At 43.2% G+C, this 25867-nt stretch carries 18 protein-coding genes, 8 tRNA genes and 2 rRNA genes; 20 read left to right on the plus strand and 8 right to left on the minus strand.

Annotated features, from left to right (window positions below):
* From A5868_RS17265 to gor, 15 genes are all read left to right on the plus strand, one after another.
* A 23S ribosomal RNA gene (locus A5868_RS17265) occupies positions 1-546 on the plus strand; the annotation flags it as partial.
* A 75-nt stretch (positions 547-621) separates the two neighbouring features.
* Positions 622-737 (plus strand): 5S ribosomal RNA (gene rrf / locus A5868_RS17270).
* 10 nt (positions 738-747) lie between these two features.
* Positions 748-820, plus strand: a tRNA-Val gene (locus tag A5868_RS17275).
* A 3-nt stretch (positions 821-823) separates the two neighbouring features.
* Positions 824-896 (plus strand) — tRNA-Lys (locus A5868_RS17280).
* A 9-nt stretch (positions 897-905) separates the two neighbouring features.
* Positions 906-987, plus strand: a tRNA-Leu gene (locus tag A5868_RS17285).
* A 22-nt stretch (positions 988-1009) separates the two neighbouring features.
* Positions 1010-1085: transfer RNA gene (locus A5868_RS17290), tRNA-Thr, on the plus strand.
* Between the two features lies 1 nt (position 1086).
* Positions 1087-1158, plus strand: a tRNA-Gly gene (locus A5868_RS17295).
* A gap of 22 nt (positions 1159-1180) precedes the next feature.
* A tRNA-Leu gene (locus A5868_RS17300) sits at positions 1181-1266 on the plus strand.
* Positions 1267-1278: 12 nt separating this feature from the next.
* Positions 1279-1352: transfer RNA gene (locus A5868_RS17305), tRNA-Arg, on the plus strand.
* 18 nt (positions 1353-1370) lie between these two features.
* Positions 1371-1444, plus strand: a tRNA-Pro gene (locus A5868_RS17310).
* A gap of 119 nt (positions 1445-1563) precedes the next feature.
* A complete protein-coding gene (locus A5868_RS17315) occupies positions 1564-2031 on the plus strand; it encodes a CtsR family transcriptional regulator (RefSeq protein WP_279625400.1) in 468 nt (155 codons plus the stop codon).
* A 5-nt stretch (positions 2032-2036) separates the two neighbouring features.
* Positions 2037-4538, plus strand: coding sequence for an ATP-dependent Clp protease ATP-binding subunit (locus A5868_RS17320; protein WP_086306239.1), 2502 nt, complete (start codon positions 2037-2039; stop codon positions 4536-4538).
* 105 nt (positions 4539-4643) lie between these two features.
* Positions 4644-5558 carry a peptidase U32 family protein gene (locus A5868_RS17325; RefSeq protein WP_086306240.1) on the plus strand — a complete coding sequence of 305 codons (915 nt, stop codon included), beginning with the start codon at positions 4644-4646 and terminating at the stop codon, positions 5556-5558.
* A 13-nt stretch (positions 5559-5571) separates the two neighbouring features.
* Entirely contained in the window at positions 5572-6813 is a 1242-nt protein-coding gene (locus tag A5868_RS17330; protein ID WP_086306241.1) for a peptidase U32 family protein, read from the plus strand.
* Positions 6814-6977: 164 nt separating this feature from the next.
* Positions 6978-8327, plus strand: coding sequence for a glutathione-disulfide reductase (gene gor, locus A5868_RS17335; protein WP_086306242.1), 1350 nt, complete (start codon positions 6978-6980; stop codon positions 8325-8327).
* Between the two features lie 32 nt (positions 8328-8359).
* Here gor and A5868_RS17340 read toward each other — a convergent pair whose 3' ends face one another.
* The 4 genes from A5868_RS17340 to A5868_RS17355 all read right to left on the minus strand — a co-directional run bounded on the left by A5868_RS17340 (position 8360) and on the right by A5868_RS17355 (position 12124).
* Positions 8360-9313, minus strand: a complete 954-nt coding sequence (locus A5868_RS17340; protein WP_086306243.1) for a biotin--[acetyl-CoA-carboxylase] ligase — start codon at positions 9311-9313, stop codon at positions 8360-8362.
* 102 nt (positions 9314-9415) lie between these two features.
* Entirely contained in the window at positions 9416-10219 is an 804-nt protein-coding gene (locus tag A5868_RS17345; RefSeq protein ID WP_010779373.1) for an ABC transporter ATP-binding protein, read from the minus strand.
* On the minus strand, positions 10194-11117 hold the full coding sequence (locus A5868_RS17350; protein ID WP_086306244.1) for an ABC transporter permease: 924 nt from the start codon (positions 11115-11117) through the stop codon (positions 10194-10196). Before A5868_RS17350 ends, A5868_RS17345 begins: the two co-directional genes overlap by 26 nt.
* Before the next feature lie 41 nt (positions 11118-11158).
* Positions 11159-12124, minus strand: coding sequence for an ABC transporter substrate-binding protein (locus A5868_RS17355; RefSeq protein ID WP_010779375.1), 966 nt, complete (start codon positions 12122-12124; stop codon positions 11159-11161).
* Between the two features lie 781 nt (positions 12125-12905).
* Here A5868_RS17355 and rpoB point away from each other — a divergent pair.
* From rpoB to msrA, 4 genes are all read left to right on the plus strand, one after another.
* Positions 12906-16520, plus strand: coding sequence for a DNA-directed RNA polymerase subunit beta (gene rpoB, locus A5868_RS17365; protein WP_010779376.1), 3615 nt, complete (start codon positions 12906-12908; stop codon positions 16518-16520).
* A gap of 141 nt (positions 16521-16661) precedes the next feature.
* Entirely contained in the window at positions 16662-20315 is a 3654-nt protein-coding gene (rpoC, locus tag A5868_RS17370; protein ID WP_010779377.1) for a DNA-directed RNA polymerase subunit beta', read from the plus strand.
* A gap of 249 nt (positions 20316-20564) precedes the next feature.
* Positions 20565-21665 carry an LCP family glycopolymer transferase gene (locus A5868_RS17375; protein ID WP_010779378.1) on the plus strand — a complete coding sequence of 367 codons (1101 nt, stop codon included), beginning with the start codon at positions 20565-20567 and terminating at the stop codon, positions 21663-21665.
* Positions 21666-21787: 122 nt separating this feature from the next.
* Positions 21788-22312 carry a peptide-methionine (S)-S-oxide reductase MsrA gene (gene msrA / locus A5868_RS17380; RefSeq protein ID WP_086306246.1) on the plus strand — a complete coding sequence of 175 codons (525 nt, stop codon included), beginning with the start codon at positions 21788-21790 and terminating at the stop codon, positions 22310-22312.
* Here msrA and A5868_RS17385 read toward each other — a convergent pair.
* Positions 22309-22998 carry a prepilin peptidase gene (locus A5868_RS17385; RefSeq protein WP_176281404.1) on the minus strand — a complete coding sequence of 230 codons (690 nt, stop codon included), beginning with the start codon at positions 22996-22998 and terminating at the stop codon, positions 22309-22311. The genes msrA and A5868_RS17385 overlap by 4 nt on opposite strands.
* Positions 22999-23110: 112 nt before the next feature.
* Between A5868_RS17385 and A5868_RS17390 the strand changes: the two genes are divergently transcribed.
* Positions 23111-23578, plus strand: a complete 468-nt coding sequence (locus tag A5868_RS17390) for a Dps family protein (protein WP_010779381.1) — start codon at positions 23111-23113, stop codon at positions 23576-23578.
* A gap of 57 nt (positions 23579-23635) precedes the next feature.
* Here the strand turns inward: A5868_RS17390 and A5868_RS17395 are convergent, their stop codons facing one another.
* Genes A5868_RS17395 through A5868_RS19445 form a run of 3 tightly spaced genes read right to left on the minus strand, consistent with a single transcriptional unit; the run spans position 23636 to position 25858 of the window.
* Positions 23636-24346 (minus strand): transposase, encoded by a 711-nt coding sequence (locus A5868_RS17395; protein WP_086306248.1) that lies wholly within the window; start codon positions 24344-24346, stop codon positions 23636-23638.
* The gene (locus tag A5868_RS19440) at positions 24333-24998 is read right to left on the minus strand and encodes a DUF1538 domain-containing protein (RefSeq protein ID WP_254908400.1); all 666 of its coding nucleotides are present in this window, start codon (positions 24996-24998) and stop codon (positions 24333-24335) included. The genes A5868_RS17395 and A5868_RS19440 overlap by 14 nt, the downstream gene beginning before the upstream one ends.
* Before the next feature lie 35 nt (positions 24999-25033).
* Positions 25034-25858 (minus strand): DUF1538 domain-containing protein, encoded by an 825-nt coding sequence (locus tag A5868_RS19445; RefSeq protein ID WP_254908401.1) that lies wholly within the window; start codon positions 25856-25858, stop codon positions 25034-25036.
* Positions 25859-25867: the final 9 nt, after the last annotated feature.

The raw sequence follows: 25867 nt of genomic DNA on the forward strand, positions 1-25867 counted from the left end.
CCTACAAGTCGAGCAGGGACGAAAGTCGGGCTTAGTGATCCGGTGGTTCCGCATGGAAGGGCCATCGCTCAACGGATAAAAGCTACCCTGGGGATAACAGGCTTATCTCCCCCAAGAGTCCACATCGACGGGGAGGTTTGGCACCTCGATGTCGGCTCGTCGCATCCTGGGGCTGTAGTCGGTCCCAAGGGTTGGGCTGTTCGCCCATTAAAGCGGCACGCGAGCTGGGTTCAGAACGTCGTGAGACAGTTCGGTCCCTATCCGTCGCGGGCGTTGGAAATTTGAGAGGATCTGTCCTTAGTACGAGAGGACCGGGATGGACTTACCGCTGGTGTACCAGTTGTCTCGCCAGAGGCATCGCTGGGTAGCTATGTAGGGAAGGGATAAACGCTGAAAGCATCTAAGTGTGAAGCCCACCTCAAGATGAGATTTCCCATTTCTTTAAGAAAGTAAGATCCCTGAGAGATGATCAGGTAGATAGGTCAGGAGTGGAAGTGCAGTGATGTACGGAGCGGACTGATACTAATCGATCGAGGACTTAACCAAAAAAATTGATTCACGGTAGTTTAACAGTTTCTGATCCAGTTTTGAGTGAACGACGTTTACTCAGATAAAGCATAGTGTGGTGGCGATAGCGGGAAGGATACACCTGTTCCCATGTCGAACACAGAAGTTAAGCTTCTTAGCGCCGATTGTAGTGAGGGGTTGCCCCTTGTGAGATTAGGACGTCGCCACGCGAATTCTTATGGAGGTTTAGCTCAGCTGGGAGAGCATCTGCCTTACAAGCAGAGGGTCAGCGGTTCGATCCCGTTAACCTCCATTTGAGCCGTTAGCTCAGTTGGTAGAGCATCTGACTTTTAATCAGAGGGTCACTGGTTCGAGCCCAGTACGGCTCATAAGTATATGCGGGTGTGGCGGAATTGGCAGACGCACTAGATTTAGGATCTAGCGCCTTACGGCGTGGGGGTTCAAGTCCCTTCACCCGCATTTTTATTTTTTTTGGTTGTATGCCGGCTTAGCTCAGTTGGTAGAGCATCTGATTTGTAATCAGAGGGTCGAGGGTTCAAGTCCTTTAGCCGGCACCATGCGGAAATAGCTCAGTGGTAGAGCACCACCTTGCCAAGGTGGGGGTCGCGGGTTCGAACCCCGTTTTCCGCTTTCCTGAAGACCAGAGGAAAACGCCGGGGTGGCGGAACTGGCAGACGCACAGGACTTAAAATCCTGCGGTGAGTGATCACCGTACCGGTTCGATTCCGGTCCTCGGCATTAACTAAATAGGCACCCGTAGCTCAATTGGATAGAGTACTTGACTACGAATCAAGGGGTTAGAGGTTCGAGTCCTCTCGGGTGCATAGGTTTTTTTTGTTTATCGGGAAGTAGCTCAGCTTGGTAGAGTACTTGGTTTGGGACCAAGGTGTCGCAGGTTCGAATCCTGTCTTCCCGATCAAAAAAGAAGGTGAAAACCTTCTTTTTTTTTATCCTTATTTAAAGAAAGGCGTTCTCCTTTATTTCACACGTTAAATTCGATATAATTATGGTCAGGAATAGTCAATAGGAGGAGATATTATGAGTAGAAATACCTCTGATTTGATCGAATCTTACTTGAAAGATATTTTAGAAACTAGTGAAATTATCGAAATTCGAAGAGCTGAAATGGCACAGTTGTTTAATTGTGTTCCTTCTCAAATAAACTACGTGATTAACACACGGTTTACTTTTCAACGAGGGTATTTAGTTGAGAGCAAGCGCGGCGGTGGAGGCTATATTCGAATCAGCAAAGTTAAGATTTCTGATCAGCATTATTTTTTAGAGCAATTGATGGATTCTTTTGGAAGTGAAATTTCTGAAGCAAATGCTTTTGGAATCATTCAGAAGCTATTCGAAGAAGAGATTATTACAGAAAATGAAGGTAATTTGATGTTAAGTTCGGTATCGAAGAATGTACTTGGTATCAGTCAGATTGAAAATAGACTACGCTCAAGGATTCTTCATGGATTTTTGGAACGTTTAAGTTATGAGAAAAAGGAGTGAGGGATATGGATCAGCTGTACACAGAACGTGCAAAAGCAGTATTAGCAATCGCGCAGCAAGAGGCGAAATACTTTAAACATCGCTCGGTTGGATCGGAGCATCTATTGTTAGCGTTAGTGATTGAGCAGCAAGGAATTGCAGGCAAAACATTGCGTCAAATGAATTCGAGTGAAAATGATATACGTGAAGAAATTGAACATATGACGGGGTATGGTTCTGTTAAATCTTATCCTGAAGGCGGCTACCTACCTTACTCTCCTAGAGCAAAACAAATTTTAATTTTCGCAGATGATGAGGCAAAACGGTTCAATGCTAAATTAGTTGGAACGGAACACCTCTTGTTAGGCCTTTTAAGAGATGATGAAATATTGGCATCGCATATTTTAGTAAATCTGGGGTTGAGTTTACCTAAAATGCGCCAGCTTTTGCTAAAAAAAATGGGCGTAAATGAGGCATCTAATGCAGGTCAAGGAGCAGGGAACCGGCGTAAAGCGCCAACGAAAGCTACCCAACAAAGCAATTCTCAAGGAACGCCAACTTTAGACGGTTTAGCGCGTGATTTAACTAAATTGGCGCGGGAAAAACGCTTAGACCCTGTAGTAGGAAGAGATGGGGAAGTGCGACGTGTCGTTCAAATCTTGAGCCGTCGTACAAAAAATAATCCTGTGTTAGTTGGTGAACCTGGTGTAGGGAAAACGGCTATTGTTGAAGGTCTGGCGCAACGGATCATTACCGGAGATGTTCCAGAGGATATGCGAGAGAAACGATTGATGATGTTGGATATGGGTGCCTTAGTTGCTGGTACGAAATATCGTGGAGAATTTGAAGATCGCTTGAAAAAAGTGATTGATGAGATTTATCATGATGGACAAATCATTTTATTTATTGATGAATTGCATACATTAATCGGTGCTGGCGGGGCAGAAGGTGCTATTGATGCATCCAATATTTTAAAACCTGCGCTTGCTCGCGGAGAACTACAAACAATTGGTGCGACTACATTAGATGAGTATCAAAAATACATCGAAAAAGATTCTGCTTTAGAACGTCGTTTTGCTCGTGTACAAGTCGAGGAGCCTACACCGGAAGAAGCAGAGGAAATCTTGAAGGGGTTGCGGCCTCGTTACGAAGAGCATCATGGGGTGGAAATCACGGATGAAGCATTGCACACAGCGGTGTCATTATCTGTACGATACATCAACTCACGTCAACTGCCAGATAAGGCCATTGATCTGATGGATGAATCTTCAGCTAAAGTACGGTTGGATTCTACGGATGAAGTATCCGAGTTAACAGAGCTTGAAGAAGAAGTTCAAGAATTGGTAATTGAAAAAGAGAAGGCGATCCAAAATCAAGATTTTGAATCAGCAGCTCGCCTGCGATTAAGGGAGAAACAATTATCTGAGACGTTAGAACAAGCGAAGGTCAAAGCCGCTAAGCAAGAGAATGGTTATATTGATCAGGTAACGGATGAGGATGTAGCAGCGGTAGTTTCTCAATGGACGGGTGTTCCATTACAACAACTAGAGAAAAAAGAAAGCCAACGTCTATTAGATTTAGAGAATGTTCTTCATAAACGTGTCGTTGGACAAGAAGAAGCGGTTAAGGCTATTTCTAGAGCTATCCGTCGGGCGCGTAGCGGATTGAAAGATCCAAATCGACCGATTGGCTCCTTTATGTTCTTAGGACCTACAGGGGTTGGTAAGACGGAGTTAGCAAAAGCATTAGCAGAGGCAATGTTTGGTAGTGAAGAAGCGTTGATTCGTGTCGATATGTCTGAATACATGGAAAAATACAGCACAAGCAGACTAATTGGGTCGCCTCCAGGGTATGTTGGTTATGAAGAAGGCGGGCAATTGACAGAAAAAATCCGTCAAAAACCTTACTCCGTTATTTTGTTGGATGAAGTAGAGAAAGCCCATCCCGATGTTTTCAATATTCTATTACAAGTCTTAGATGACGGTCATTTGACGGATTCTAAGGGCCGTAAAGTGGACTTCCGCAACACGATTTTAATTATGACATCAAATATTGGTGCGACAGAAATTCGTGAAGAGAAAAATGTTGGTTTTAATGTAAAGGATATTACAAAAGATCATCAAGCAATGGAAAAACGAATTTTGGAAGAATTGAAAAAAGCCTTTCGTCCAGAATTCTTGAACCGAATTGATGAAACAGTTGTCTTTAAATCATTAGACCAAGAACAAATTCACGAAATCGTGAAAATCATGAGTCGTTCTGTATTAGATCGCATGAAAGAACATGAGATCAAAGTAAAAATCACCCCTGCTGCTTATGATGTGATTGGAAAAGTTGGTTTTGATCCTGAATATGGGGCACGGCCAATCCGTCGAGCTTTGCAAAAGGAAATTGAAGATCGACTGGCAGAAGCATTGTTGTCAGGTCAAATTCAATTGGGCGACGCCGTTACGATCGGAGCTAGTAAGGGAAAGATCACACTGACTGTGAAGAACCCTAATGAAGAGAAAATACCAGAAAAAGTTTAAGAGCATAGAGGATAGCGCAGAGGCGTTATCCTCTTTTTTTATGGAGTCAGTTGGAAACTATTGAAAGCTATGATAGTATGAGAAAGTCTAAAAGGAGGATATACCATGATCGAATTAATTGCGACAGCAGAATCAATGGCGCAAGCTGAAGAATTGCTAGCTGCTGGCGTAGATACTTTATACATAGGGGAAGAAGCTTTTGGTTTGCGATTGCCGCATTCTTTTTCTCGTGAAGAACAACGAGCGTTGATTGAAATGGCCCATGCGCAAGGAAAAAAAGTGAATGTAGCAATAACTGGCATTATGCATCCAGATAAGATGAAAAAAATACCAGAATATTTAGCTTTTTTATCAGAGGTTGGACCGGATCACGTCGTTGTTGGCGATACGGGTGTCATTTATTTACTTCAAGAATATGATTTGCCTTATATCTATGACGCGGAAACATTAGTAACGAATGCAAGACAAATTAATTTTTGGCAGAAAAAAGGTGCTGTTGGGGCTATCCTCGCTCGCGAAGTTCCTTTTGAAGAGATGCAGCGTTTAAGTCAGCACGTGGATGTTCCTGTCGAAGTGCTTGTTTATGGCGCAACATGCATTCATCAATCCAAACGACCTTTGCTGGAAAATTATTTTAATTATACAAACCAAACAGAAGTTTCTTCAAAAGAACGGGGCCTGTTTATTTCAGAACCGAAAAAAACGGAAACGCACTATTCTATTTATGAAGATCAGCATGGCACACATATTTTTGCGGACAATGATCTAAATTTGATTAAGGAATTGGCTGAATTAAATCAAGCGGGCTACCAGACCTGGAAATTGGACGGGTTGTTTACACCTGGCGCGGATTTTGTTGCGATTGCAAAAACATTTGCACATGCGAAAAAAGCGATTGAATCGGATTCTTGGGATGAAGCAGCGGCAACCGCTGCACAACAAGATATTCAAAAATATCATCCTGTTGGTCGAGGAATGGATACAGGTTTTTACCATTTAGACCCAACAGCGATTAAATAGGAGTAATAACAGCATGACAAAGAGAACTTTGAAACGTCCAGAGGTTTTAGCACCTGCTGGAACTTTGGAAAAATTGAAAACGGCGATTCACTATGGCGCAGATGCCGTGTATATTGGCGGAGATGCTTACGGCTTGCGCTCTCGAGCAGGCAACTTCTCATTTGAAGAAATGGAGGAAGGGGTAGCTTTTGCCAATCAATATGGAGCAAAAGTATATGTAGCTGCCAATATGGTGACGCACGAAGGAAATGAAGAAGGCGCGGGAGCATTTTTTAAGAAGCTGCGCGATATCGGCATCTCAGCAGTGATTATTTCTGATCCGGCGTTAATTGAGATTTGTGCCAGTGAAGCTCCAGGTCTAGAGATCCATTTATCGACTCAAGCGTCAGCAACAAATGCAGAAACATTGAAATTTTGGCAAAATGAAGGATTGGAACGCGTGGTCTTGGCGCGTGAAGTATCCATGGAAGAGCTGGCGGAAATTCGTCGCAATACAGACATTCAAATTGAAGCTTTCATTCATGGTGCAATGTGCATTTCCTATTCAGGTCGTTGCACGCTATCTAACCATATGTCGATGCGTGATGCCAACCGCGGCGGCTGTTCGCAATCGTGCCGCTGGAAATATGAATTGTTTGATATGCCGTTTGCACAAGAACATCGGTCACTGACAGAAAATGGAGACGTGACGGAAGAGTTTTCAATGAGCGCGGTAGATATGTCAATGATCGAGCATATCCCTGACTTGATTGAAAACGGTGTGGACAGCTTGAAGATTGAAGGGCGGATGAAATCCATCCATTATGTTTCCACAGTAGCGAATGTCTATAAGGCGGCTGTAGACAGCTACATTGCGGACCCGGAAAATTATGTCTGCAAACAAGAATGGATCGATGAATTATGGAAGGTCGCGCAACGGGAGTTGTCTACAGGATTTTATTATCATGTTCCCACAGAAAATGAACAGCTTTTTGGTCCGCGTCGAAAAATTCCTGTTTATAAATTTATCGGTGAAGTATTAAGCTATGATGAAAAGAGTGGTATTGCCACCGTACGTCAACGTAATCATTTCAGAGTAGGCGATGAAATTGAATTTTATGGGCCAAAATTCCATCATTTTGAACAAACAGTGACGGAAATGAAGAATGATGAGGGTGAAAGGATCGATCGAGCACCAAATCCTATGATGGTATTGACGATGCCTGTTGCTCAACCTGTACACCCCGGAGATATGATTCGTAAGAAAAAAGATTGAGAATTTCTCAGTCTTTTTTTAATGAATTTCTATCATCAGGGCAAAAAGTAAATCTTTTTTCCAAGAATGTATTAAAATGGATATATTGAGTCTAAATTAATCAGGTCATTTTTTTAATTTACATAGTATAACTAAGCAATTCATGCTAACTAGGAGGCAGATGAATGAAAGAATATGATTACATTGTAGTTGGTGGCGGAAGCGGCGGTATCGCTTCGGCAAATCGTGCGGGGATGTACGGTGCAAAGGTACTGTTGATTGAGGGAAATAAAATTGGCGGAACGTGTGTCAACGTAGGCTGTGTTCCAAAAAAAGTGATGTGGCAGGCGAGCACGATGCTGGAAACGATCGAGCGAGATGCGTCTAGTTATGGTGTTCAAGCGGATGTCACAAAATTTGATTTTAAAGAGTTGGTTGAACGTCGCGAAAAGTATATTGACTTCTTACATGGCGCTTATTACCGTGGGTTGGATAGTAACCATGTTGAGCGAATCGAAGGGTATGCTACGTTTAAATCGGACCACATTGTTAGCGTTAATGGAACGGAGTATACGGCGGCTAATATTTTGATTGCCACTGGCGGGCGTCCGAGTCAAATGCAAGTACCTGGTGGTGAATTTGCGATTGATTCCAATGGATTCTTTGAATTGACAGAACAACCGAAAGAAGTCGTTGTTCTAGGTGCAGGATATATTGCAGCAGAGCTGAGTGGCGTTTTGCAAGGGATGGGCACGCAAGTCCATTGGGCCTTTCGTCATCGTCGTCCGTTGCGAACATTCGATACTATGCTTGCAGATAATTTGGTCGAGATTTATCGCGACAATAAAATGAAGCTGTATGATCATCATGTAGCCAAAGAAATCAAACAAAATGCCGATGGAACATATACTGTGTATTTTGAGAACGGAAATACTTTAACAGGAGACAAGGTCTTGTTTGCCGGCGGGCGGTTGCCAAACACGGATAAATTAGGACTGGAAAATACATCGGTGACGTTAAACGAAAAAGGGTTTGTCATCGTCGATAAATTCCAAAATACAACGAGTGAAGGCGTTTATGCTGTTGGGGATGTGATTGGTAAGATTGATTTGACGCCAGTGGCGATTGCAGCGGGTCGTCGTTTGTCTGAACGAATCTTCAACGGTAAATCAGAAGAGTTTTTGGATTATGAAAATGTTCCAACGGTGATTTTTACGCATCCAACGATCGCAACGATCGGGTTGACGGAAGAAGAGGCGATTAAGCGCCATGGAAAAGATACTATCAAGACGTACCACTCACGTTTTACACCAATGTATTTTGCGCTAAGCGAGTACCGTCAAAAATGTGAGATGAAATTGGTCTGTCTTGGTGAAGAAGAAAAAATAATCGGACTGCATGCTATTGGTATCGGTGTTGATGAGATGCTGCAGGGATTTGCTGTAGCTATTAAGATGGGTGCTACGAAGAAAGACTTTGATGATACAGTTGCGATTCACCCAACAGGCAGCGAAGAATTTGTGACTATGAGATAAATAAAAAAATGTGTCCAAATGGGCACATTTTTTTATTGAATCGAGCTTAAGCTGATCTCTCCTGAGGAAAGAGAAAGGTGTTCGTTTCCTAGATCAACGACTAATTCGCCAGTGTCAGTAATGGCAATCGCTGTTCCAAAATAGGTGCGGTCCTTGCGTTTAAACGTGACTTTTTTCCCAAGCACGAAAGATTTTTTTCGATAAGAAGCTAAATACGTGCTTGGTTCTGCTAGTAATTCAAAGAATCGATTCCAGATCAGGACAATCAACTGGTTTCGTGTCGCACTTGCCTCACCTGTTGGAAAGAGGGAGGTTGCTTTCTCTTGTAGTGCTGCAGGGTAGTTTTCTTGCGGAATTGAAAAATTGATCCCCATGCCGATAATGATATGCTTTAAGGAATTTGTTTCGATATCCGTCATTGCTTCTGAAAGAATCCCCGCTACTTTTTTATGATTCAAATAGATATCATTGACCCATTTGATCTGGCTGTCCACGCCTAATAATTCATCGATCGCTTCAGCCACGGCAACGGCCATTAAGAGGGTATATTGCGGCAGTTCTTGCAATTGCTCTTTTGGCTCCAATAACAAACTCATATAGATTCCTTGTTGTTTCGCTGCAAAAAAGGGGCGGTTGAAACGGCCGTGAGGAGCTTCTTGCATATCCGCTACGATCAATAGAGGTGTTTTTTTTCCTTCAACCACAGCCAGCTGCGCATCTTTCATTGTTGACGCTGAAGTTTCTAGCACAGACACTTTCATCGGAGGATAAATATTTTCCTGGATTTCTTTTGCATCCAAAATATCAGAAGGACGATACCGGTACCCATTGCCTAAGTGTTGGATTTGGTATCCTTTTTTTTCTAATTCTTTAATGGCTTTCCAAATCGCTGTGCGAGAGACGCCTAATTCTTGAGCCAACGCTTCGCCAGATAACACAGCATTTTCAGCTTTTAAAAAGGCCAAGACTTTTTCTTTTGTTGCCAATCGAACACCTTCTTCCTTTTTCTATTCTGGGCTCAGTGTAACAAAAAAACAGGCTACATAAAAGTAGCCTGTCACAAAAGAAGGAAGTAAAGCATGTAATTTTTACCCTAATAATAACGCATCGTCTTTCAATTCGACACCCGAATTTTGATGGAAAAGTTCCATTAATTTTGGCACAGTCAGGTGTTTTTTTTCTTCTTGTTTCAAGTCTAATGCGATTTGACCTTGGTGAAGCATGATTAGACGGTTGCCGTATTGGATAGCATCTTCCATATTATGGGTAACCATGAAAGCCGTCAGTTCCTGCTCTCGAATCAGACGATCCGTCAATTCCATCACTGTCAGCGATGTTTTTGGATCTAGTGCAGCCGTATGTTCATCTAGTAAAATCAAATCAGGTCGTTGCAGGGTTGCCATCAATAGGGTGATCGCTTGGCGTTGTCCGCCGGAAAGCAAGCCGATCTCTGCATCAAGGCGATTTTCCAAATTTAGATTCAACATCGCTAATTGTTCTTGGAAAAAGCTGCGGTCTTTGCTTTTAACACCAAGAGAAAATCCACGCTTATGCCCACGTTTCATTGCTAAGGCTAAATTTTCTTCTACAGATAAGCGTACGGCAGTCCCCATCTTCGGGTCTTGGAAGACACGGCTGATTTTTTTTGAGCGTCGAGTCACGGAATGTTTCGTGATATCCTCTTCGTTTAAAAACATTTGGCCTTCTTCAATCGGCAACGTTCCTGCCACACTGTTTAGCAGGGTGGATTTACCTGCTCCATTTCCGCCGATGATCGTCACGAATTCACCAGGGGCTAAACTTAAGTTGATGCCACGCAAGACATGATTTTCATTGACTGTTCCACGTTCAAAATATTGATGAAGATTACTGATTCTTAGTACCGGTTGCATGGACGTCCGCCCCTTTCTTTTTGGATTTAATGGTAAATTTTGAGCGAATTTGCGGTAACGATAAACAAATAACTAAAACGATCGCTGAAGCTAACTTAGAATCGGTCGGCTCCACATTCATTTCGAAAACCAATGCTAAGATGAAACGGTAAATAATAGCGCCGGCAACGATCGTGATCAAGCGGATAAAGATAGGTCTATTACGAAGCAGGACTTCTGCGATGATGATAGACGCTAATCCTATAACGATCGTCCCTACTCCTGAATTTAGATCAGCAAACCCGTTGTTTTGCGCGAGTAAGGCACCCGAAAGCGCGATACTGCCGTTTGAAATCATGTACCCTAACAGCTTCATATTCTCTGTTTTGATTCCATTGGCCTCACTCATATCAGGATTGTCTCCCGTTGCTCGAACCGCTAAACCAATCTCTGTTCGGAAAAATAAAACCAATAGTAAAATAGCCAGCAGTACGATCACTAATCCTACTAAAATAACGGCATTATTTTTAATCAATCCCATATTCTGAGCCGCGGTGAATACAGTATCTTCACCGAGCAATGCGATGTTTGGTGCGCCCATGACGCGAGACGTAATCGAATATAGCCCCGTCATAGTAATAATCCCGGCAAGCAGTGCAGGAATCTTAAATTTCGTATTTAAAATTCCTGTGACCAAGCCAGCCAACATCCCGCCGCCAAACGCAAGCAACGTAGCCACTACGGGATGCATTCCATTAACGATAGCGATGGCTGCGATCCCGCCGCCAAGGGGAAAACTACCCTCGGCAGTCAGATCGGCAATATCTAAAATTCGAAAAGTCATGTAGACCCCAATCGCAAGTAACGACCAGAGCATACCTTGTGACGTCGCTGATAATAACAGAGTGATAACATTCATGATTCTTCCTTCTTTCTTCGTCGAGCTATATTAAAGGGTGATTATTTCGGTTCTTTGATGCTGTTTGGATCGATTCCTAAAGCTTCAGCCATGTCTTTGTTAACGACTAATTTAAGGGAGTCTGCGGATTCAACAGGCGTATCCGCGGGTTTTGCATCGCCATCTAAAATTTTAGCAGCCATTTTCCCAGTTTGTTTTCCGAGGGATTTGTAGTCGATCCCTACAGTTGCTAAACCGCCGCCGTCAACTTGGTCTGTCGATCCAGCAACGAGCGGGATTTTCTTTTCTTTTACGACATTTCCAACCACCGGTGCTGCACTGGCGAAGGTATTGTCTGTAGGAACATAGATGCCGTCTGTTTCATTCGCTAAAGATTCCGTTACTTGTTGCACATCGTTGGTAGTATTTGCTGTTTTGACTTTTACTTCGACCCCAGCTTTTTTCAATGCCTTTTCAGCTAAGTCTGCTTGGATTTTTGAATTGGCTTCGCCGGCGTTATACATAATGCCAATTGATTTTGCATCAGGAACGATGGACAACAGCAAGTCGATTTGTTTGTCGATAGGGACCATGTCAGTTGTTCCTGTGACATTTCCGCCTGGTTTTTTATCGCTCTTCACGAGTTTTGCTTCTTTTAGATCCGTTACGGCTGTAACTGTGATCGGAATATCTTGTGTTGCATTCAAAAGCGATTGCGCAGCGGGAGTAGCAATCCCTAATAACAAATCTGCTTTATCTTTAACTAATTTTTCGCTCATACTTTTTAGATTGTCTTGATTGTTTTGGGCGTTTTGATATTCGATTTTCAAATTATCGCCTTCTTTATAGCCGCCTTCAGCCAGCCCTTCTTTGAAACCGTCGTACGCACTATCTAATGACGCGTGCTGTACCAACTGTAAAACACCCACGGTTTTCACATCATCGTTACTTGCTGCTTCTTTGTTGCCGCAAGCTCCCAACATCAATAAACTTACTAATCCAATTCCTGCTAATACTGTCTTTTTCATCATCTTTTCTCCTCTTTCGTTTTAAAGTTTTTCCTTTTCTCTAGGAAAAGGCCTCTGCTGCTCAAACTGTTCAACCTTCATCGAACCCTTTTTCAATAAAAAAATCACCCGCTTAGAAGTCTAAAACTCTAAGTGGGTGATACGAATACAAAAATAGTATGATCCCTCAGCCACTTAGATTTCTCTATGCGGCCGTTGGTACGTTGAAATGCTCTAGCCATCATAGATACAAAAAACACTCAAGTCGTTTGTATCCATCGTGATGAATACAAACCTATCTAAAATAGCTAAAGTAATAGCGGTTATTCAGTTGTGAGTTTTTATGATTTATCATAGGAATAACCTCCAACTTGTTAAGATGTAGATTAGTATACGTTAAGAAAAATGAGATGTCAATAACAAAGAGAAGAATATTCTGAATATTCAAAAATGTATAACGATTTGAATCAATTAATACTTTCAGAAATTTTTAAGAAAACATTATGCAAAGTGAAGGCACTCGTTGAGGCTATTGACTTTTATGTTCAGAGCGTGTATTATATTAATTTGCTAAAACTATCTGAACTGATAAAGGGCAGGAGCGAAATATTGTCCGTTCCGGCTTTTAAATAAGGAAACAAAAGTAGAAGCTCATGAATATTTTCAAGAGAACGTTCTATTTTTGGTTTTTTTTTGCCTAAAAGCCGCAAAAAATGTCGCGCGTTACAGTAATTTAATTTTTGTAATATTATTGTAATTTATCTTCGGATCGGTTTTCAAACTTTTAAGAGGGGTGAAGAACTTGGCTGGACACGTAGTAAAATACGGGAAACACCGAGAACGTAGAAGCTTCGCACGAATCAGTGAAGTGTTGGAATTACCGAATTTGATCGAAATTCAAACAGATTCTTATCAATGGTTCTTAGATGAGGGCTTGCGAGAAATGTTTGAAGACATTTTGCCAATTGAAGACTTTAATGGAAACTTGTCACTTGAATTTGTTGACTATGAATTGAAAGAACCTAAATACACGGTTGCAGAGGCTCGTTCACACGATGCAAATTATTCTGCACCATTGCATGTTGTTTTACGTTTAGTGAACCGCGAAACGGGCGAAATCAAATCTCAAGAAGTATTCTTTGGAGATTTCCCATTAATGACAGAACAAGGAACATTCATCATCAACGGAGCAGAACGGGTTATTGTATCCCAGTTGGTTCGTTCTCCTGGTGTTTATTTCCACGGTAAAGTGGATAAAAACGGGAAAGAAGGTTTCGGTTCTACGGTCATTCCTAACCGTGGCGCATGGTTAGAAATGGAAACTGACGCAAAAGATATCTCTTATGTGCGTATCGACCGTACACGTAAAATTCCTTTGACCACGTTAGTTCGTGCCTTAGGATTTGGTTCAGATGATACGATCTTTGAAATCTTTGGCGAAAGTGATTCACTTCGCAACACGATCGAGAAGGACTTGCACAAAAACCCAAGTGATTCTCGTACAGAAGAAGGGTTGAAAGATGTATACGAACGGTTACGTCCCGGCGAACCAAAAACAGCAGACAGCTCTCGCAGCTTGTTAACTGCTCGTTTCTTCGATCCAAAGCGTTACGACTTAGCAAATGTTGGTCGTTACAAAGTAAATAAAAAATTAGACCTTAAAACACGTCTTTTGAACCTCACTTTAGCTGAAACATTAGTGGATGCTGAAACAGGCGAAATCGTTGTTGAAAAGGGTACAGTTCTTACCCATCAAGTAATGGAAGAATTAGGGCCAAAACTTGAAGCTGGTTTGAACTCAGTAACCTATTATCCATCTGAAGATGCAGTTGTGACAGATCCGATGACGGTTCAAGTCATCAAAGTCTTTTCACCAAAAGATCCAGAACGTGAAGTCACTGTGATCGGAAACGCGTACCCAGATTCTTCTGTACGTACGGTTCGTCCTGCTGACATCATTGCTTCAATGAGCTACTTCTTGAACTTGATGGAAGGTATCGGCAATGTCGATGACATCGACCATTTAGGGAACCGTCGTATTCGTTCAGTGGGTGAGTTATTACAAAACCAATTCCGTATTGGATTAGCTCGTATGGAACGTGTTGTTCGCGAACGTATGTCGATCCAAGACCAAGAAACATTGACGCCGCAACAATTGATCAACATTCGTCCAGTTGTTGCCAGCATCAAAGAATTCTTTGGTTCTTCTCAGTTGTCACAGTTCATGGACCAAACCAATCCATTAGGGGAATTGACGCATAAACGTCGTCTATCTGCCTTAGGACCTGGTGGTTTGACTCGTGACCGTGCCGGATATGAAGTTCGAGACGTTCACTATTCTCACTATGGCCGTATGTGTCCGATTGAAACCCCCGAAGGTCCGAACATCGGATTGATCAATAGCTTGGCTTCTTATGCGAAGGTCAATAAATTTGGATTCATCGAAACACCTTACCGTCGTGTGGACCGTTCAACAGGTCGAGTAACGGACACGATCGACTATTTAACAGCTGACATCGAGGACCATTACGTAGTAGCCCAGGCGAACAGTAAATTGAACGATGACGGCACGTTTGCAGAAGAAGTCGTTATGGCTCGTGCCACTTCTGAAAACTTGGAAGTAACGATCGATAAAGTCGATTACATGGATGTGTCGCCAAAACAAGTAGTCGCAGTCGCTACTGCGTGTATCCCGTTCTTGGAAAACGATGACTCCAACCGTGCCTTGATGGGTGCCAACATGCAGCGTCAAGCTGTGCCGTTGATCCAACCACGTTCTCCTTGGGTCGGTACAGGGATGGAATATAAAGCAGCGCATGACTCAGGGGCCGCTTTATTATGTAAAAATGACGGTGTCGTTGAATTTGTTGATGCGCACGAAGTTCGTGTACGTCGCGACAACGGTGCATTAGATAAATACGACATCACAAAATTCCGTCGTTCAAACTCAGGAACAAGTTATAACCAACGTCCATTAGTAGGACTAGGTGAACAAGTAGAAGTCGGCGATATTTTAGCTGACGGACCTTCTATGGAAAACGGCGAATTGGCTTTAGGGCAAAACGTGGTCGTAGCCTTCATGACTTGGGAAGGGTACAACTATGAAGATGCCATCATCATGAGCCGTCGTTTAGTGAAAGATGATGTCTATACATCAATCCATATTGAAGAATATGAATCAGAAGCCCGTGATACGAAATTAGGACCTGAAGAAATCACTCGGGAAATCCCTAACGTTGGGGAAGACGCACTGAAGAACTTAGATGAAATGGGTATTATCCGCATCGGTGCCGAAGTTCACGATGGCGATTTATTGGTAGGAAAAGTCACTCCTAAAGGGGTAACTGAATTATCAGCAGAAGAACGTTTATTGCATGCGATCTTTGGTGAAAAAGCCCGCGAAGTTCGTGATACCTCTCTACGTGTGCCTCACGGCGGTGGTGGGATCGTTCATGACGTGAAGATCTTTACCCGTGAAGCAGGCGACGAATTATCTCCAGGTGTGAATATGTTAGTGCGCGTCTACATCGTGCAAAAACGTAAAATTCACGAAGGAGATAAAATGGCCGGCCGTCACGGAAACAAAGGGGTCGTTTCTCGCATCATGCCAGAAGAAGACATGCCATATTTACCAGACGGCACACCAGTGGATGTCATGTTGAATCCATTAGGGGTACCTTCTCGTATGAATATCGGGCAAGTACTGGAATTGCACTTAGGGATGGCTGCTCGCCAACTAGGTATCCATGTAGCTACACCTGTCTTCGATGGTGCGCAAGATAGCGATGTTTGGGAAACAGTACGTGAATCTCGTATGGCGGCAGACGCTAAGACTGTCCTTTATGATGGACGTACAGGTGAACCATTCGATAACCGTATTTCTGTCGGAGTGATGTACATGATCAAATTGGCCCACATGGTCGATGATAAATTGCATGCTCGTTCAATTGGACCATACTCTCTTGTTACACAACAACCATTGGGTGGTAAAGCGCAATTTGGTGGACAACGTTTCGGGGAAATGGAAGTTTGGGCACTGGAAGCTTACGGTGCTGCGTATACGTTACAAGAAATCTTGACTTACAAATCAGATGATGTGGTTGGTCGTGTGAAAACTTACGAAGCCATCGTCAAAGGTGAACCTATTCCAAAACCAGGCGTGCCTGAATCTTTCCGTGTATTGGTGAAAGAATTACAAGCTCTTGGTTTAGATATGCAAGTCTTAGATATTAATGACAAAGAAATCGAGTTGCGAGACATGGATGACGATGATGATGACTTGATTACAGTGGATGCCTTAACGAAGTATGCAGAACAGCAACAATCTGCAAAACAAGTGGAAGAGCAAGCTGCTGCTGAAAAAGCGGAACAAAAATCTGACTTGATCCAAGAAATCGAAACTGCCGAAGACTTATAAGCAACACACTTGTCTGAAGAGGATGTGCCAGAAGTGCTCAGCTTATTTCCGAAAAAGCTACTTCTGGAACACCGTTTATGCATATGTAAGTCAGCTAGTTGTTAGCTGACTTACGATAAAATGAAATGGAGGGAAACCCTTTTGATCGATGTAAATAAATTCGAAAGTATGCAAATAGGTTTGGCTTCTCCTGAAAAAATCAGAAGCTGGTCATACGGTGAAGTAAAAAAACCGGAAACCATTAACTACCGTACACTAAAACCTGAACGCGAAGGGTTATTCGATGAAAGAATTTTTGGGCCAACCAAAGACTGGGAATGTGCCTGTGGGAAATACAAACGGATTCGTTATAAAGGAATCGTCTGCGACCGTTGTGGTGTCGAAGTTACACGTTCGAAAGTTCGTCGTGAACGTATGGGCCATATTGAATTAGCAGCGCCTGTAACACACATCTGGTATTTCAAAGGAATTCCTTCTCGGATGGGTCTTGTGTTAGACATGAGTCCACGTGCGTTAGAAGAAATCATCTACTTTGCATCTTATGTCGTGATCGATGCAGGGAATACTAGTTTAGAAAAGAAACAATTATTGACTGAACGTGAATACCGTGAAAAACGGGATCAATACGGTCAAGAATTCCATGCGGCTATGGGTGCCGAAGCCATCAAACAATTGTTAGATCAAGTCGATCTAGACGGCGAATCTGCAGAATTAAAAGAAGAGTTGAAAACCGCTCAAGGACAAAAGCGTACTCGCGCTATTCGTCGTTTGGATGTGTTAGAAGCCTTCCGTTCTTCTGGCAACCTGCCAGGCTGGATGGTTATGGATGTTATCCCTGTCATCCCGCCAGATCTACGTCCGATGGTTCAATTAGAAGGTGGTCGTTTTGCGACTTCTGACTTGAATGACCTATACCGTCGTGTCATCAACCGTAACAACCGTTTGAAACGTTTGTTAGACTTGAATGCACCAAACATCATCGTTCAAAATGAAAAACGGATGCTACAAGAAGCCGTGGATGCATTGATCGATAATGGTCGTCGTGGCCGTCCAGTTACTGGACCAGGTAACCGTCCGTTGAAATCTTTGTCTCACATGTTGAAAGGGAAACAAGGTCGTTTCCGTCAAAACTTGCTGGGTAAACGTGTTGACTACTCTGCTCGTTCCGTTATCGTTGTTGGACCTTTCTTGAAAATGTATCAATGTGGTCTGCCAAAAGAAATGGCGATCGAATTGTTCAAACCTTTCGTAATGAAAGAATTAGTCCAACGTGAAATTGCCTCAAATATCAAAAATGCGAAACGTAAAATCGAACGTCAAGAAGACGTTGTTTGGGACGTTCTAGAAGAAGTTATTAAAGAACACCCTGTTTTACTGAACCGGGCACCTACATTGCACAGATTAGGTATCCAAGCGTTTGAACCGATCTTAGTTGAAGGTCGTGCTATTCGTCTTCACCCACTTGTGTGTGAAGCCTACAATGCCGATTTCGATGGTGACCAAATGGCTGTCCATCTACCTCTAGGTGAAGAAGCGCAAGCAGAAGCTCGTATGCTGATGTTAGCTGCAACTCACATCTTGAACCCTAAAGACGGAAAACCCGTTGTTACACCATCTCAAGATATGGTCTTAGGTAACTATTACCTAACAATGGAAGAAGAAGGCCGTGAAGGGGAAGGAATGATCTTCCGTGACATGAATGAAGCTGTTTTAGCATGGCGCAATGGCTATGTTCACTTGCATTCACGCGTGGCTGTTGACCCTAATACATTAGGCGACAAACCATTCACAGAAGAACAAAAGGAACGTATGCTGATCACTACCGTTGGGAAAATCATTTTCAACGAGATCATGCCGCAAGAGTTCCCTTACTTGAACGAACCGACTGATTTCAATTTGACACAATATACACCTGACAAATACTTTGTCGAAAAAGGTGCAGATATTCCTGCAGCGATCAAACAACAAGAAATCATCTTGCCATTCAAGAAGAAAAATCTTGGGAATATCATCGCTGAAGTCTTCAAACGTTTCAAAGTCACTGATACATCAATGATGTTGGACCGCATGAAAGACTTAGGGTATAAACATTCTACACATGCTGGTATGACTGTTGGTATCGCAGATATCATGGCGCTAGCTGAAAAACAAGAAATCATCGACAATGCCCACAAACAAGTCGGCACGATCACGAAGCAATTCCGTCGTGGGTTGATCACAGATGATGAACGGTATGAACGTGTTATTGCCGTTTGGAATGCAGCCAAAGATGAAATCCAACAACGACTAATGGAATCCTTAGATGCGAAGAACCCAATCTTCATGATGTCTGATTCTGGAGCCCGTGGTAACATCTCCAACTTTACTCAGCTTGCTGGTATGCGTGGATTGATGGCCGCTCCGAATGGACAAATCATGGAATTGCCGATCATCTCAAACTTCCGTGAAGGTCTATCTGTCTTGGAAATGTTTATCTCGACTCACGGGGCGCGTAAAGGGATGACCGATACTGCCTTGAAGACAGCCGATTCAGGTTACTTGACTCGTCGTTTGGTTGACGTTGCCCAAGATGTTATCGTACGTGAAGAAGATTGTGGTACTGACCGTGGTCTTGAAATCTCTGCGATTCGTGAAGGAAACGAGATCATCGAATCCTTGGAAGAACGTTTAGTTGGACGTTATACACAAAAATCTGTAAAACATCCTGAAACAGGCGAAGTTCTATTGCCTGCAGATGCATTGATCAGTGAAGCAGATGCGAGACGTCTAATTGACGCTGGCGTTGAGAAATTAACGATTCGCTCCGTCTTCACATGTAATACCAAACATGGTGTATGTAAACATTGTTACGGCCGCAACTTGGCGACTGGTGACGACGTTGAAGTTGGTGAAGCTGTTGGTACGATCGCCGCGCAATCAATCGGTGAACCAGGTACTCAGTTGACCATGCGTACATTCCATACCGGCGGGGTTGCCGGAGATGATATCACACAAGGTCTTCCTCGTGTCCAAGAAATCTTCGAAGCACGTAATCCTAAAGGTCTAGCTGTCATTACTGAAGTGACGGGTGAAGTTGTTGAGATCGCTGAAGATGCTGCGACACGTACGAAGGAAGTTACTGTCAAAGGTGAAACGGATACTCGTACCTACACTGTTCCTTATACTTCTCGTATGAAGGTCGTTGAAGGGGACATGATCCACCGTGGTGCACGATTGACAGAAGGTTCGATCGATCCGAAACACTTGCTGCAAGTCCGCGATGTGATCTCAGTTGAAACATACTTGCTTCGTGAAGTACAACGTGTTTACCGGATGCAAGGGGTAGAAATCGGCGATAAGCATATTGAAGTAATGGTTCGTCAAATGTTGCGTAAAGTCCGCGTAATGGACCCAGGTGACACAGATATCTTGCCAGGTACATTGCTGGATATTGCTGACTTTAAAGATCAAAACTACAATACCTTAGTTGCTGGCGGAACACCTGCGACATCCCGTCCAGTCTTGCTTGGTATCACGAAAGCTTCATTGGAAACAAACAGCTTCTTATCTGCTGCATCCTTCCAAGAAACAACACGTGTCTTGACGGATGCTGCGATTCGCGGTAAGAAAGATCCGTTACTTGGATTGAAGGAAAATGTTATCATCGGTAAGATCATTCCTGCTGGTACAGGTATGGCTACTTACCGTAACATGGAACCAAAAGAAGTCGTTGTAGCTAGCGAAAATGTTTACAGTATCTCTGATATTGAAGCACAAATGGCTGCGGAAGACGCTTTGAACAATCCATTAAACTAAATCCAAAGGCTTCACGAATTCGTTTATGAAGCTAGGTATAGTTAACATGTAAGACCACAAGATTCAAAAGAATCTTGTGGTCTTTTTGTTTTCGCGCTATTATAGGAAGGTATCTGGCAAAATGAGAGCGGTCACTTTAAACAGATATTAAATTTCGTTTAGAGCATCAGGCAAATGCTATTGCCGACGGTCTTTTTGTGAGAAAATGACGGAAACTCTACGGAGACGTAAAAATTTTTGAGGTGCTACATGAGCAGAACAAAGAAAATCATCTTGATTGTCATTGGAATTATTGTACTATTTGTCGGAGGCGCCACTGTCTATTTATTGAAAGTAAATAATGATGTGGATCAGGCAATCACTAAAATGACAAAAAAAATTGACTATAAAAGCAAGCGATCAGACGCAGTGGATTTAAAAAGCGGCGAGCCTTTTTCTATTCTCTTGATGGGGACGGATACGGGAGACAAGGGACGAACATACCAAGGACGTTCGGATTCGATGATGTTGGTCACGATCAATCCTAAAGAAAAGCAGACCTTGATGACCAGTCTAGATCGAGACATTTATACGCAGATCGTTGGGTATAAAGGCGATGAGAACAATTACGTTGCCAAAGGGGATACCTATTATGATAAATTGAATGCGGCGTATTCGTTGGGCGGAACAAAAATGGCGATTGAATCTGTCCAAAAAATGATGGATGTCCCGGTGGATCATTATATTGAGATCAATATGAAGGGATTAAAAACATTAGTAGATGCCGTTGGCGGGATCGAAGTCGACAATAAAATCGACTTTACCTTAGATGGGGTGCATGTGAAAAAAGGGGAGCAGATCTTAGATGGCCGGCACGCATTAGAGTATGTGCGGATGCGCCACGAAGATCCAAAAGGGGATGTCGGCCGACAAGCGCGACAACGGGAGATTCTTTCAAAGCTTGTCCATAAAATCCTCTCCGTCGATTCTGTGACGAAATATAAAAAATATTTACGTGCAGTAGAAGATTACGTGCGAACAGACCTTACTTGGAACGAGATGCTGACTGTCGCAAAAGACTATACACCAGCGGCTGAGAATATCAAGCAAACACAAGTAGAGGGACAAGGAGAGATGATCAACGACATTTACTTCCAAGTCCTAGGATTGAACAATTTATTGGAAGAACAAAACGTTGTGAAGAAACAGTTGGGACTGCCAACGAAGAAAAAATTACCGAACTTAGATGAAGACGATGACAATCAATTATTCTTTGATGACAGCGAGGTAGACAAAATAAGCGCGGGAACACATTACGATTATACTGGCTACGGAAAGATCCTGTATCCAATTGATAAGGACAATTATTAGGAAAATAGCGGCTGCCAAAATTTTGGCAGCCGCTATTTTTTTATTTTGGAAAAATCGGTTGAGCAGATTCGTTTCAATTTCTCTCAAATTGGTTATGATGAAGTCAAAAGGGGGATTCTCTCATGAAAGAAGAAAAAGCAATTTTTGCCGGCGGCTGCTTTTGGTGTATGGTGAAACCATTCGACCAAATGCCTGGCATCAAGGCCGTGGTTTCAGGATATACAGGCGGGCACGTACCGAATCCGACGTACGAAGAAGTTTGCAGCGGTACGACAGGTCACACAGAGGCAGTCGAGATCACATTTGATCCATCTGTTATTTCGTATCGGCAATTGGTAGATATTTATTGGCAGCAAACAGATCCGACAGACGCTTTTGGACAATTTGCGGATCGCGGAGATTCTTATCGTCCGGCCATTTTTTATGCATCCGTGGAACAAAAAGAAGCGGCCGAAGCTTCGAAGGAACAATTACAGGCTAGCGGACGCTTCAAAGAACCTATTGTGACTTCAATCGAACCGGCACAACCCTTTTATCCAGCGGAAGAGTATCACCAAGACTTTTATCAAAAAAATCCTGGGCACTACAATGCGTATAGTGAAGGGTCAGGACGCAAAGGCTTTATTCGTCAGCATTGGGAGGCTTAATGCTTTTTGATCAGCAGGAATAGCAGCCCGATAAACAAAAATGGGAGAAAAGGAAGCTGTTTTGGCTTCTTTTTTCGAAAGGCTTCCAGAGCGAAAAAGGCCAAGCCGCTGAATGAAGCAATGAATAAGATTTGCAGCAGTTCATAGCCAGACAAAAAGAAACTCCACAAACCAATCACCCAAAGATCTCCCAGACCTAAGCTGTTTGGGAGGATTTTTTGACTAAGATAAAACAAAGCACCGATGATCAGCGGGTGAAGCCAATTCAGATGAAATAGATACGCCCCGCTGAGCAGCAGCAGCCCCCCTGTACAATAAAAAATCCGCATCTCGACAATCAAATAATCCCAGTCGATCACTGCCAAAACTAAGGTGCTTAGCAACCAAAAGAGTTGCCAGAGAGCGACCCATTGAAAATTCGGCAAGAAGATCGCAAATAGAATGCCGCATCCGAGTTCTATCCAAAAGCTCCTTGCAGGAAATGGCTGATGACATTGTGTACAACGAAAGCGCAGACAGACGGCGGAGACCAGCGGGACCAGTTCCACTGGTCTAAGTGTGTGTCCGCAGTGTTCGCAATGTGACGGTGGGGAAAGCAGGGATTCTCCTTTTGGGATGCGGGAGCAAACGACAGCTAAAAAGGAGCCAATGATTGTACCAAAAATAAAGTGTATGATTTTTTTCACCTTCCTTCTCAAATAAAGTACGAAAAAAAATCAATTTTACAGCATTTCCTTTGTGCTTTTGCCATAATTGTATTATGCTTTTATTGGAGCAAAAATTAGGAGGTATAAAGGAATGAAATTCGAAAAAACAAAAGAAGTACTGAACCAACTAGTTGCAGACTTGAGTCAAATGTCCATGGTCATTCACCAAACACATTGGTATATGCGTGGTCCTGGTTTCTTGACATTACACCCAATGATGGATGATTTTATGGATGATGTGAATGATCAATTGGATGAAATCTCAGAACGCTTGATCACATTAGACGGCTCACCATTTTCAACATTGCGTGAAATGGCTGACCAAACAAAGATTCCTGATGAAGTAGGACGTTGGGATCGTACGATGGAAGAACGCTTGTCAACACTTGTTGAAGGCTACCGTTATTTAGCAGATCTTTACCAAAAAGGAATTGAAGTTACTGGTGAAGAAGGCGATGATCCAACACAAGATATCTTCATCGAATTCAAAACAGCGACTGAAAAACGTATTTGGATGATCCAAGCGCATTTAGGAAAAGCACCAGAAATTGATGCGTAAGTCTATTTAAAAATGGAAAGAGGCACCTATCGTGAATTCGATAGGTGCCTCTTTTTTTTATGAAGAGGGTGTATCTATGTTTAGTCCGATCACACCATCTACAGGAATAGACATTAAGATTCCTTGCGCCTCACTGAGCAGTCCGCACTGTTCACTGATGGCTTTCATGATGGCTAATTTCTTTTCTTGTTCGACTAAGATATACACCATTTCTTTTTCTGGCTGAACACTGATGCCCCATTTTTTTAGTGTTTCTTGAGAATCCAGTCGGCGGGCATGGACAACGGTTCCGCCAGCTGCACCAGCCGCAGTGGCCGCGATCATGACCTCTTCGCTAAATCCTTGATTGATAGTGACCATCAGTAAGCAATGCTTTGCTTCATGAATCATTTGTCTTTCCTCTCCTTCACGTTCCTTCTGACTCGTTTTTGGCAGTTCAGAGGCCAAAATTTTCTTGATATATGAACTTGCTCCTGAGATAGGAAATGTGAATGCGCACCCTCGATTGGGTTTATGCAAACACAGACCTTCAGCGAGTGCGCGGAATAGCTCCGGTACTTGAAGCTTTAAAACAGGACAAAAGAGAATAACTTTTTCAGAGATTCCTAAGCCTAAAACATCCATGACTTCGCTTGTTGCTGTTCCTTCACCGATACAGAGATATTGGACGGGGGCATTGTGGGCATCAAAGATCGCATGCGCCTTTTTTGTATCCTTGTGGCCGATAATCAATACCAGCATTCGGATCGCAGGTTTATTCTGTGTCATCCTCGGAGTCCTCCCATTCTTCAATTTCATTTAGTTCTTCTACAGATAACGCGGCATTTCCTGTCGCGCGTGCGTCCTTCCATTTATAAACGAGACCCATGATCTGCACCGCGATCAAAGGCGTCAATGCGACAAGGGCTACGACCCCAAAGGCATCCGCCATGATATTTCCGCCAAGGGATTCGCTGACCCCTATACAAAGAGGCAGGAGAAAGGTGCTGGTCATGGGGCCGCTGGCGACACCGCCAGAGTCAAAGGCGATCCCGATAAATAGTTTCGGAACGAATCTGGAGAGAAGCAAGGCGATGATGTACCCGGGAATGCTGATCCAGTAAATACTGAGTCCAGTCAATGCCCGCAACATTGCCAATCCGACACTGATGGCGACACCGATCGAAAGGCTTGCATTCATAGCAGTCGCGGAAATGGCCCCGCCTGTGACATTATCGACTTGATGGTTCAAAACTTGGATCGCCGGTTCTGCTTTTACGATAAAGTAGCCGATCAGCATGCCGATCGGGATCAGCAGCCATTTGAATGGGCTTGTCGCTAATTCGCTGCCCAGCAGACTGCCGACAGGTGCGAATCCGATACTCACGCCCGTTAGAAAAAGGACCAAGCCAATATAGGTATAGATGAGTCCGACGATCATTCGCAGGTACTGTCGATGATGGTAGCGTCGGCTGATTAATTGAAAAATAAAAGAGCGATAGGGAGGATGGAAATGAAGACTTCTTTTGCGTAATGGGGCAGTTCCCACATAAATTCACGCATGACGTCTTGTGTTGTGGTGACGTTCAAAAATTCAATAGGCGAGTAAGAGGCATCGGTAGGTCGGAAAAAGATCCCTAGCAGCAATACTGCCAGAATAGGTCCGATACTGGAGATAGCAACGAGTCCGAAGCTGTCTTCGGAAGCATTTTTGTCACTACGAACAGAAGCCAGACCAACGCCTAATGCCAGAATGAAAGGGACAGTAATGGGACCAGTCGTTGCCCCGCCGGAATCAAAGGCTACGGGAACGAAATCATTTGGGGTTAAGAAGGAAAGCAAAATCACGACAACGTACAAAATCATTAGTATCAAGGATAAATTGATTTTAAATAAAATCCGTAAGACAGCGATCGTTAGACAAAGCCCGACCCCGATGGCGACGGTCCACACTAATAAATCGCTGGGAATGGCCGGCATTTGATCCGCCAGCACTTGCAGGTCAGGTTCGGCGATCGTAATAACAGCGCCAATAATAAATACACTCACTGCTAGGATGCCGATTTTTTTACTTTTGGATAATTGGACCCCCATTCCTTCTCCAAGGGGTGTCATGGCGATTTCAGCACCTAGCTGAAAGAATCCCATGCCGATGATCAGCATGACAGCCCCCATCAAAAACATCGCGAATGTCCCGATTTCCATAGGGACTAAAAGGACGCTTACGAATAGAACGATCACTGTGATCGGGAGGACAGAGGATAAGGATTCAGAAATATTCTCTTTTAATTTTTGATTCATTGATTCACT

It is taken from the genome of Enterococcus sp. 12F9_DIV0723 (assembly GCF_002174375.1).
In the GTDB taxonomy this organism is placed as follows: Bacteria; Bacillota; Bacilli; order Lactobacillales; family Enterococcaceae; genus Enterococcus_A; species Enterococcus_A gilvus.

What these genes read in the sequence shown, in the direction of transcription:
- A5868_RS17350 (WP_086306244.1), bottom strand. Translation starts at nt 11,117, where the DNA reads ATGAATGTTATCACTCTGTTATTATCAGCGACGTCACAAGGTATGCTC.
- A5868_RS17345 (WP_010779373.1), bottom strand. Translation starts at nt 10,219, where the DNA reads ATGCAACCGGTACTAAGAATCAGTAATCTTCATCAATATTTTGAACGT.
- msrA (WP_086306246.1), top strand. Translation starts at nt 21,788, where the DNA reads ATGAAAGAAGAAAAAGCAATTTTTGCCGGCGGCTGCTTTTGGTGTATG.
- A5868_RS17390 (WP_010779381.1), top strand. Translation starts at nt 23,111, where the DNA reads ATGAAATTCGAAAAAACAAAAGAAGTACTGAACCAACTAGTTGCAGAC.
- A5868_RS17355 (WP_010779375.1), bottom strand. Translation starts at nt 12,124, where the DNA reads ATGAAAAAGACAGTATTAGCAGGAATTGGATTAGTAAGTTTATTGATG.
- A5868_RS17375 (WP_010779378.1), top strand. Translation starts at nt 20,565, where the DNA reads ATGAGCAGAACAAAGAAAATCATCTTGATTGTCATTGGAATTATTGTA.
- A5868_RS19445 (WP_254908401.1), bottom strand. Translation starts at nt 25,858, where the DNA reads ATGAATCAAAAATTAAAAGAGAATATTTCTGAATCCTTATCCTCTGTC.
- A5868_RS17395 (WP_086306248.1), bottom strand. Translation starts at nt 24,346, where the DNA reads ATGACACAGAATAAACCTGCGATCCGAATGCTGGTATTGATTATCGGC.
- gor (WP_086306242.1), top strand. Translation starts at nt 6,978, where the DNA reads ATGAAAGAATATGATTACATTGTAGTTGGTGGCGGAAGCGGCGGTATC.
- A5868_RS17320 (WP_086306239.1), top strand. Translation starts at nt 2,037, where the DNA reads ATGGATCAGCTGTACACAGAACGTGCAAAAGCAGTATTAGCAATCGCG.
- A5868_RS19440 (WP_254908400.1), bottom strand. Translation starts at nt 24,998, where the DNA reads ATGATCGTCGGACTCATCTATACCTATATTGGCTTGGTCCTTTTTCTA.
- A5868_RS17330 (WP_086306241.1), top strand. Translation starts at nt 5,572, where the DNA reads ATGACAAAGAGAACTTTGAAACGTCCAGAGGTTTTAGCACCTGCTGGA.
- A5868_RS17325 (WP_086306240.1), top strand. Translation starts at nt 4,644, where the DNA reads ATGATCGAATTAATTGCGACAGCAGAATCAATGGCGCAAGCTGAAGAA.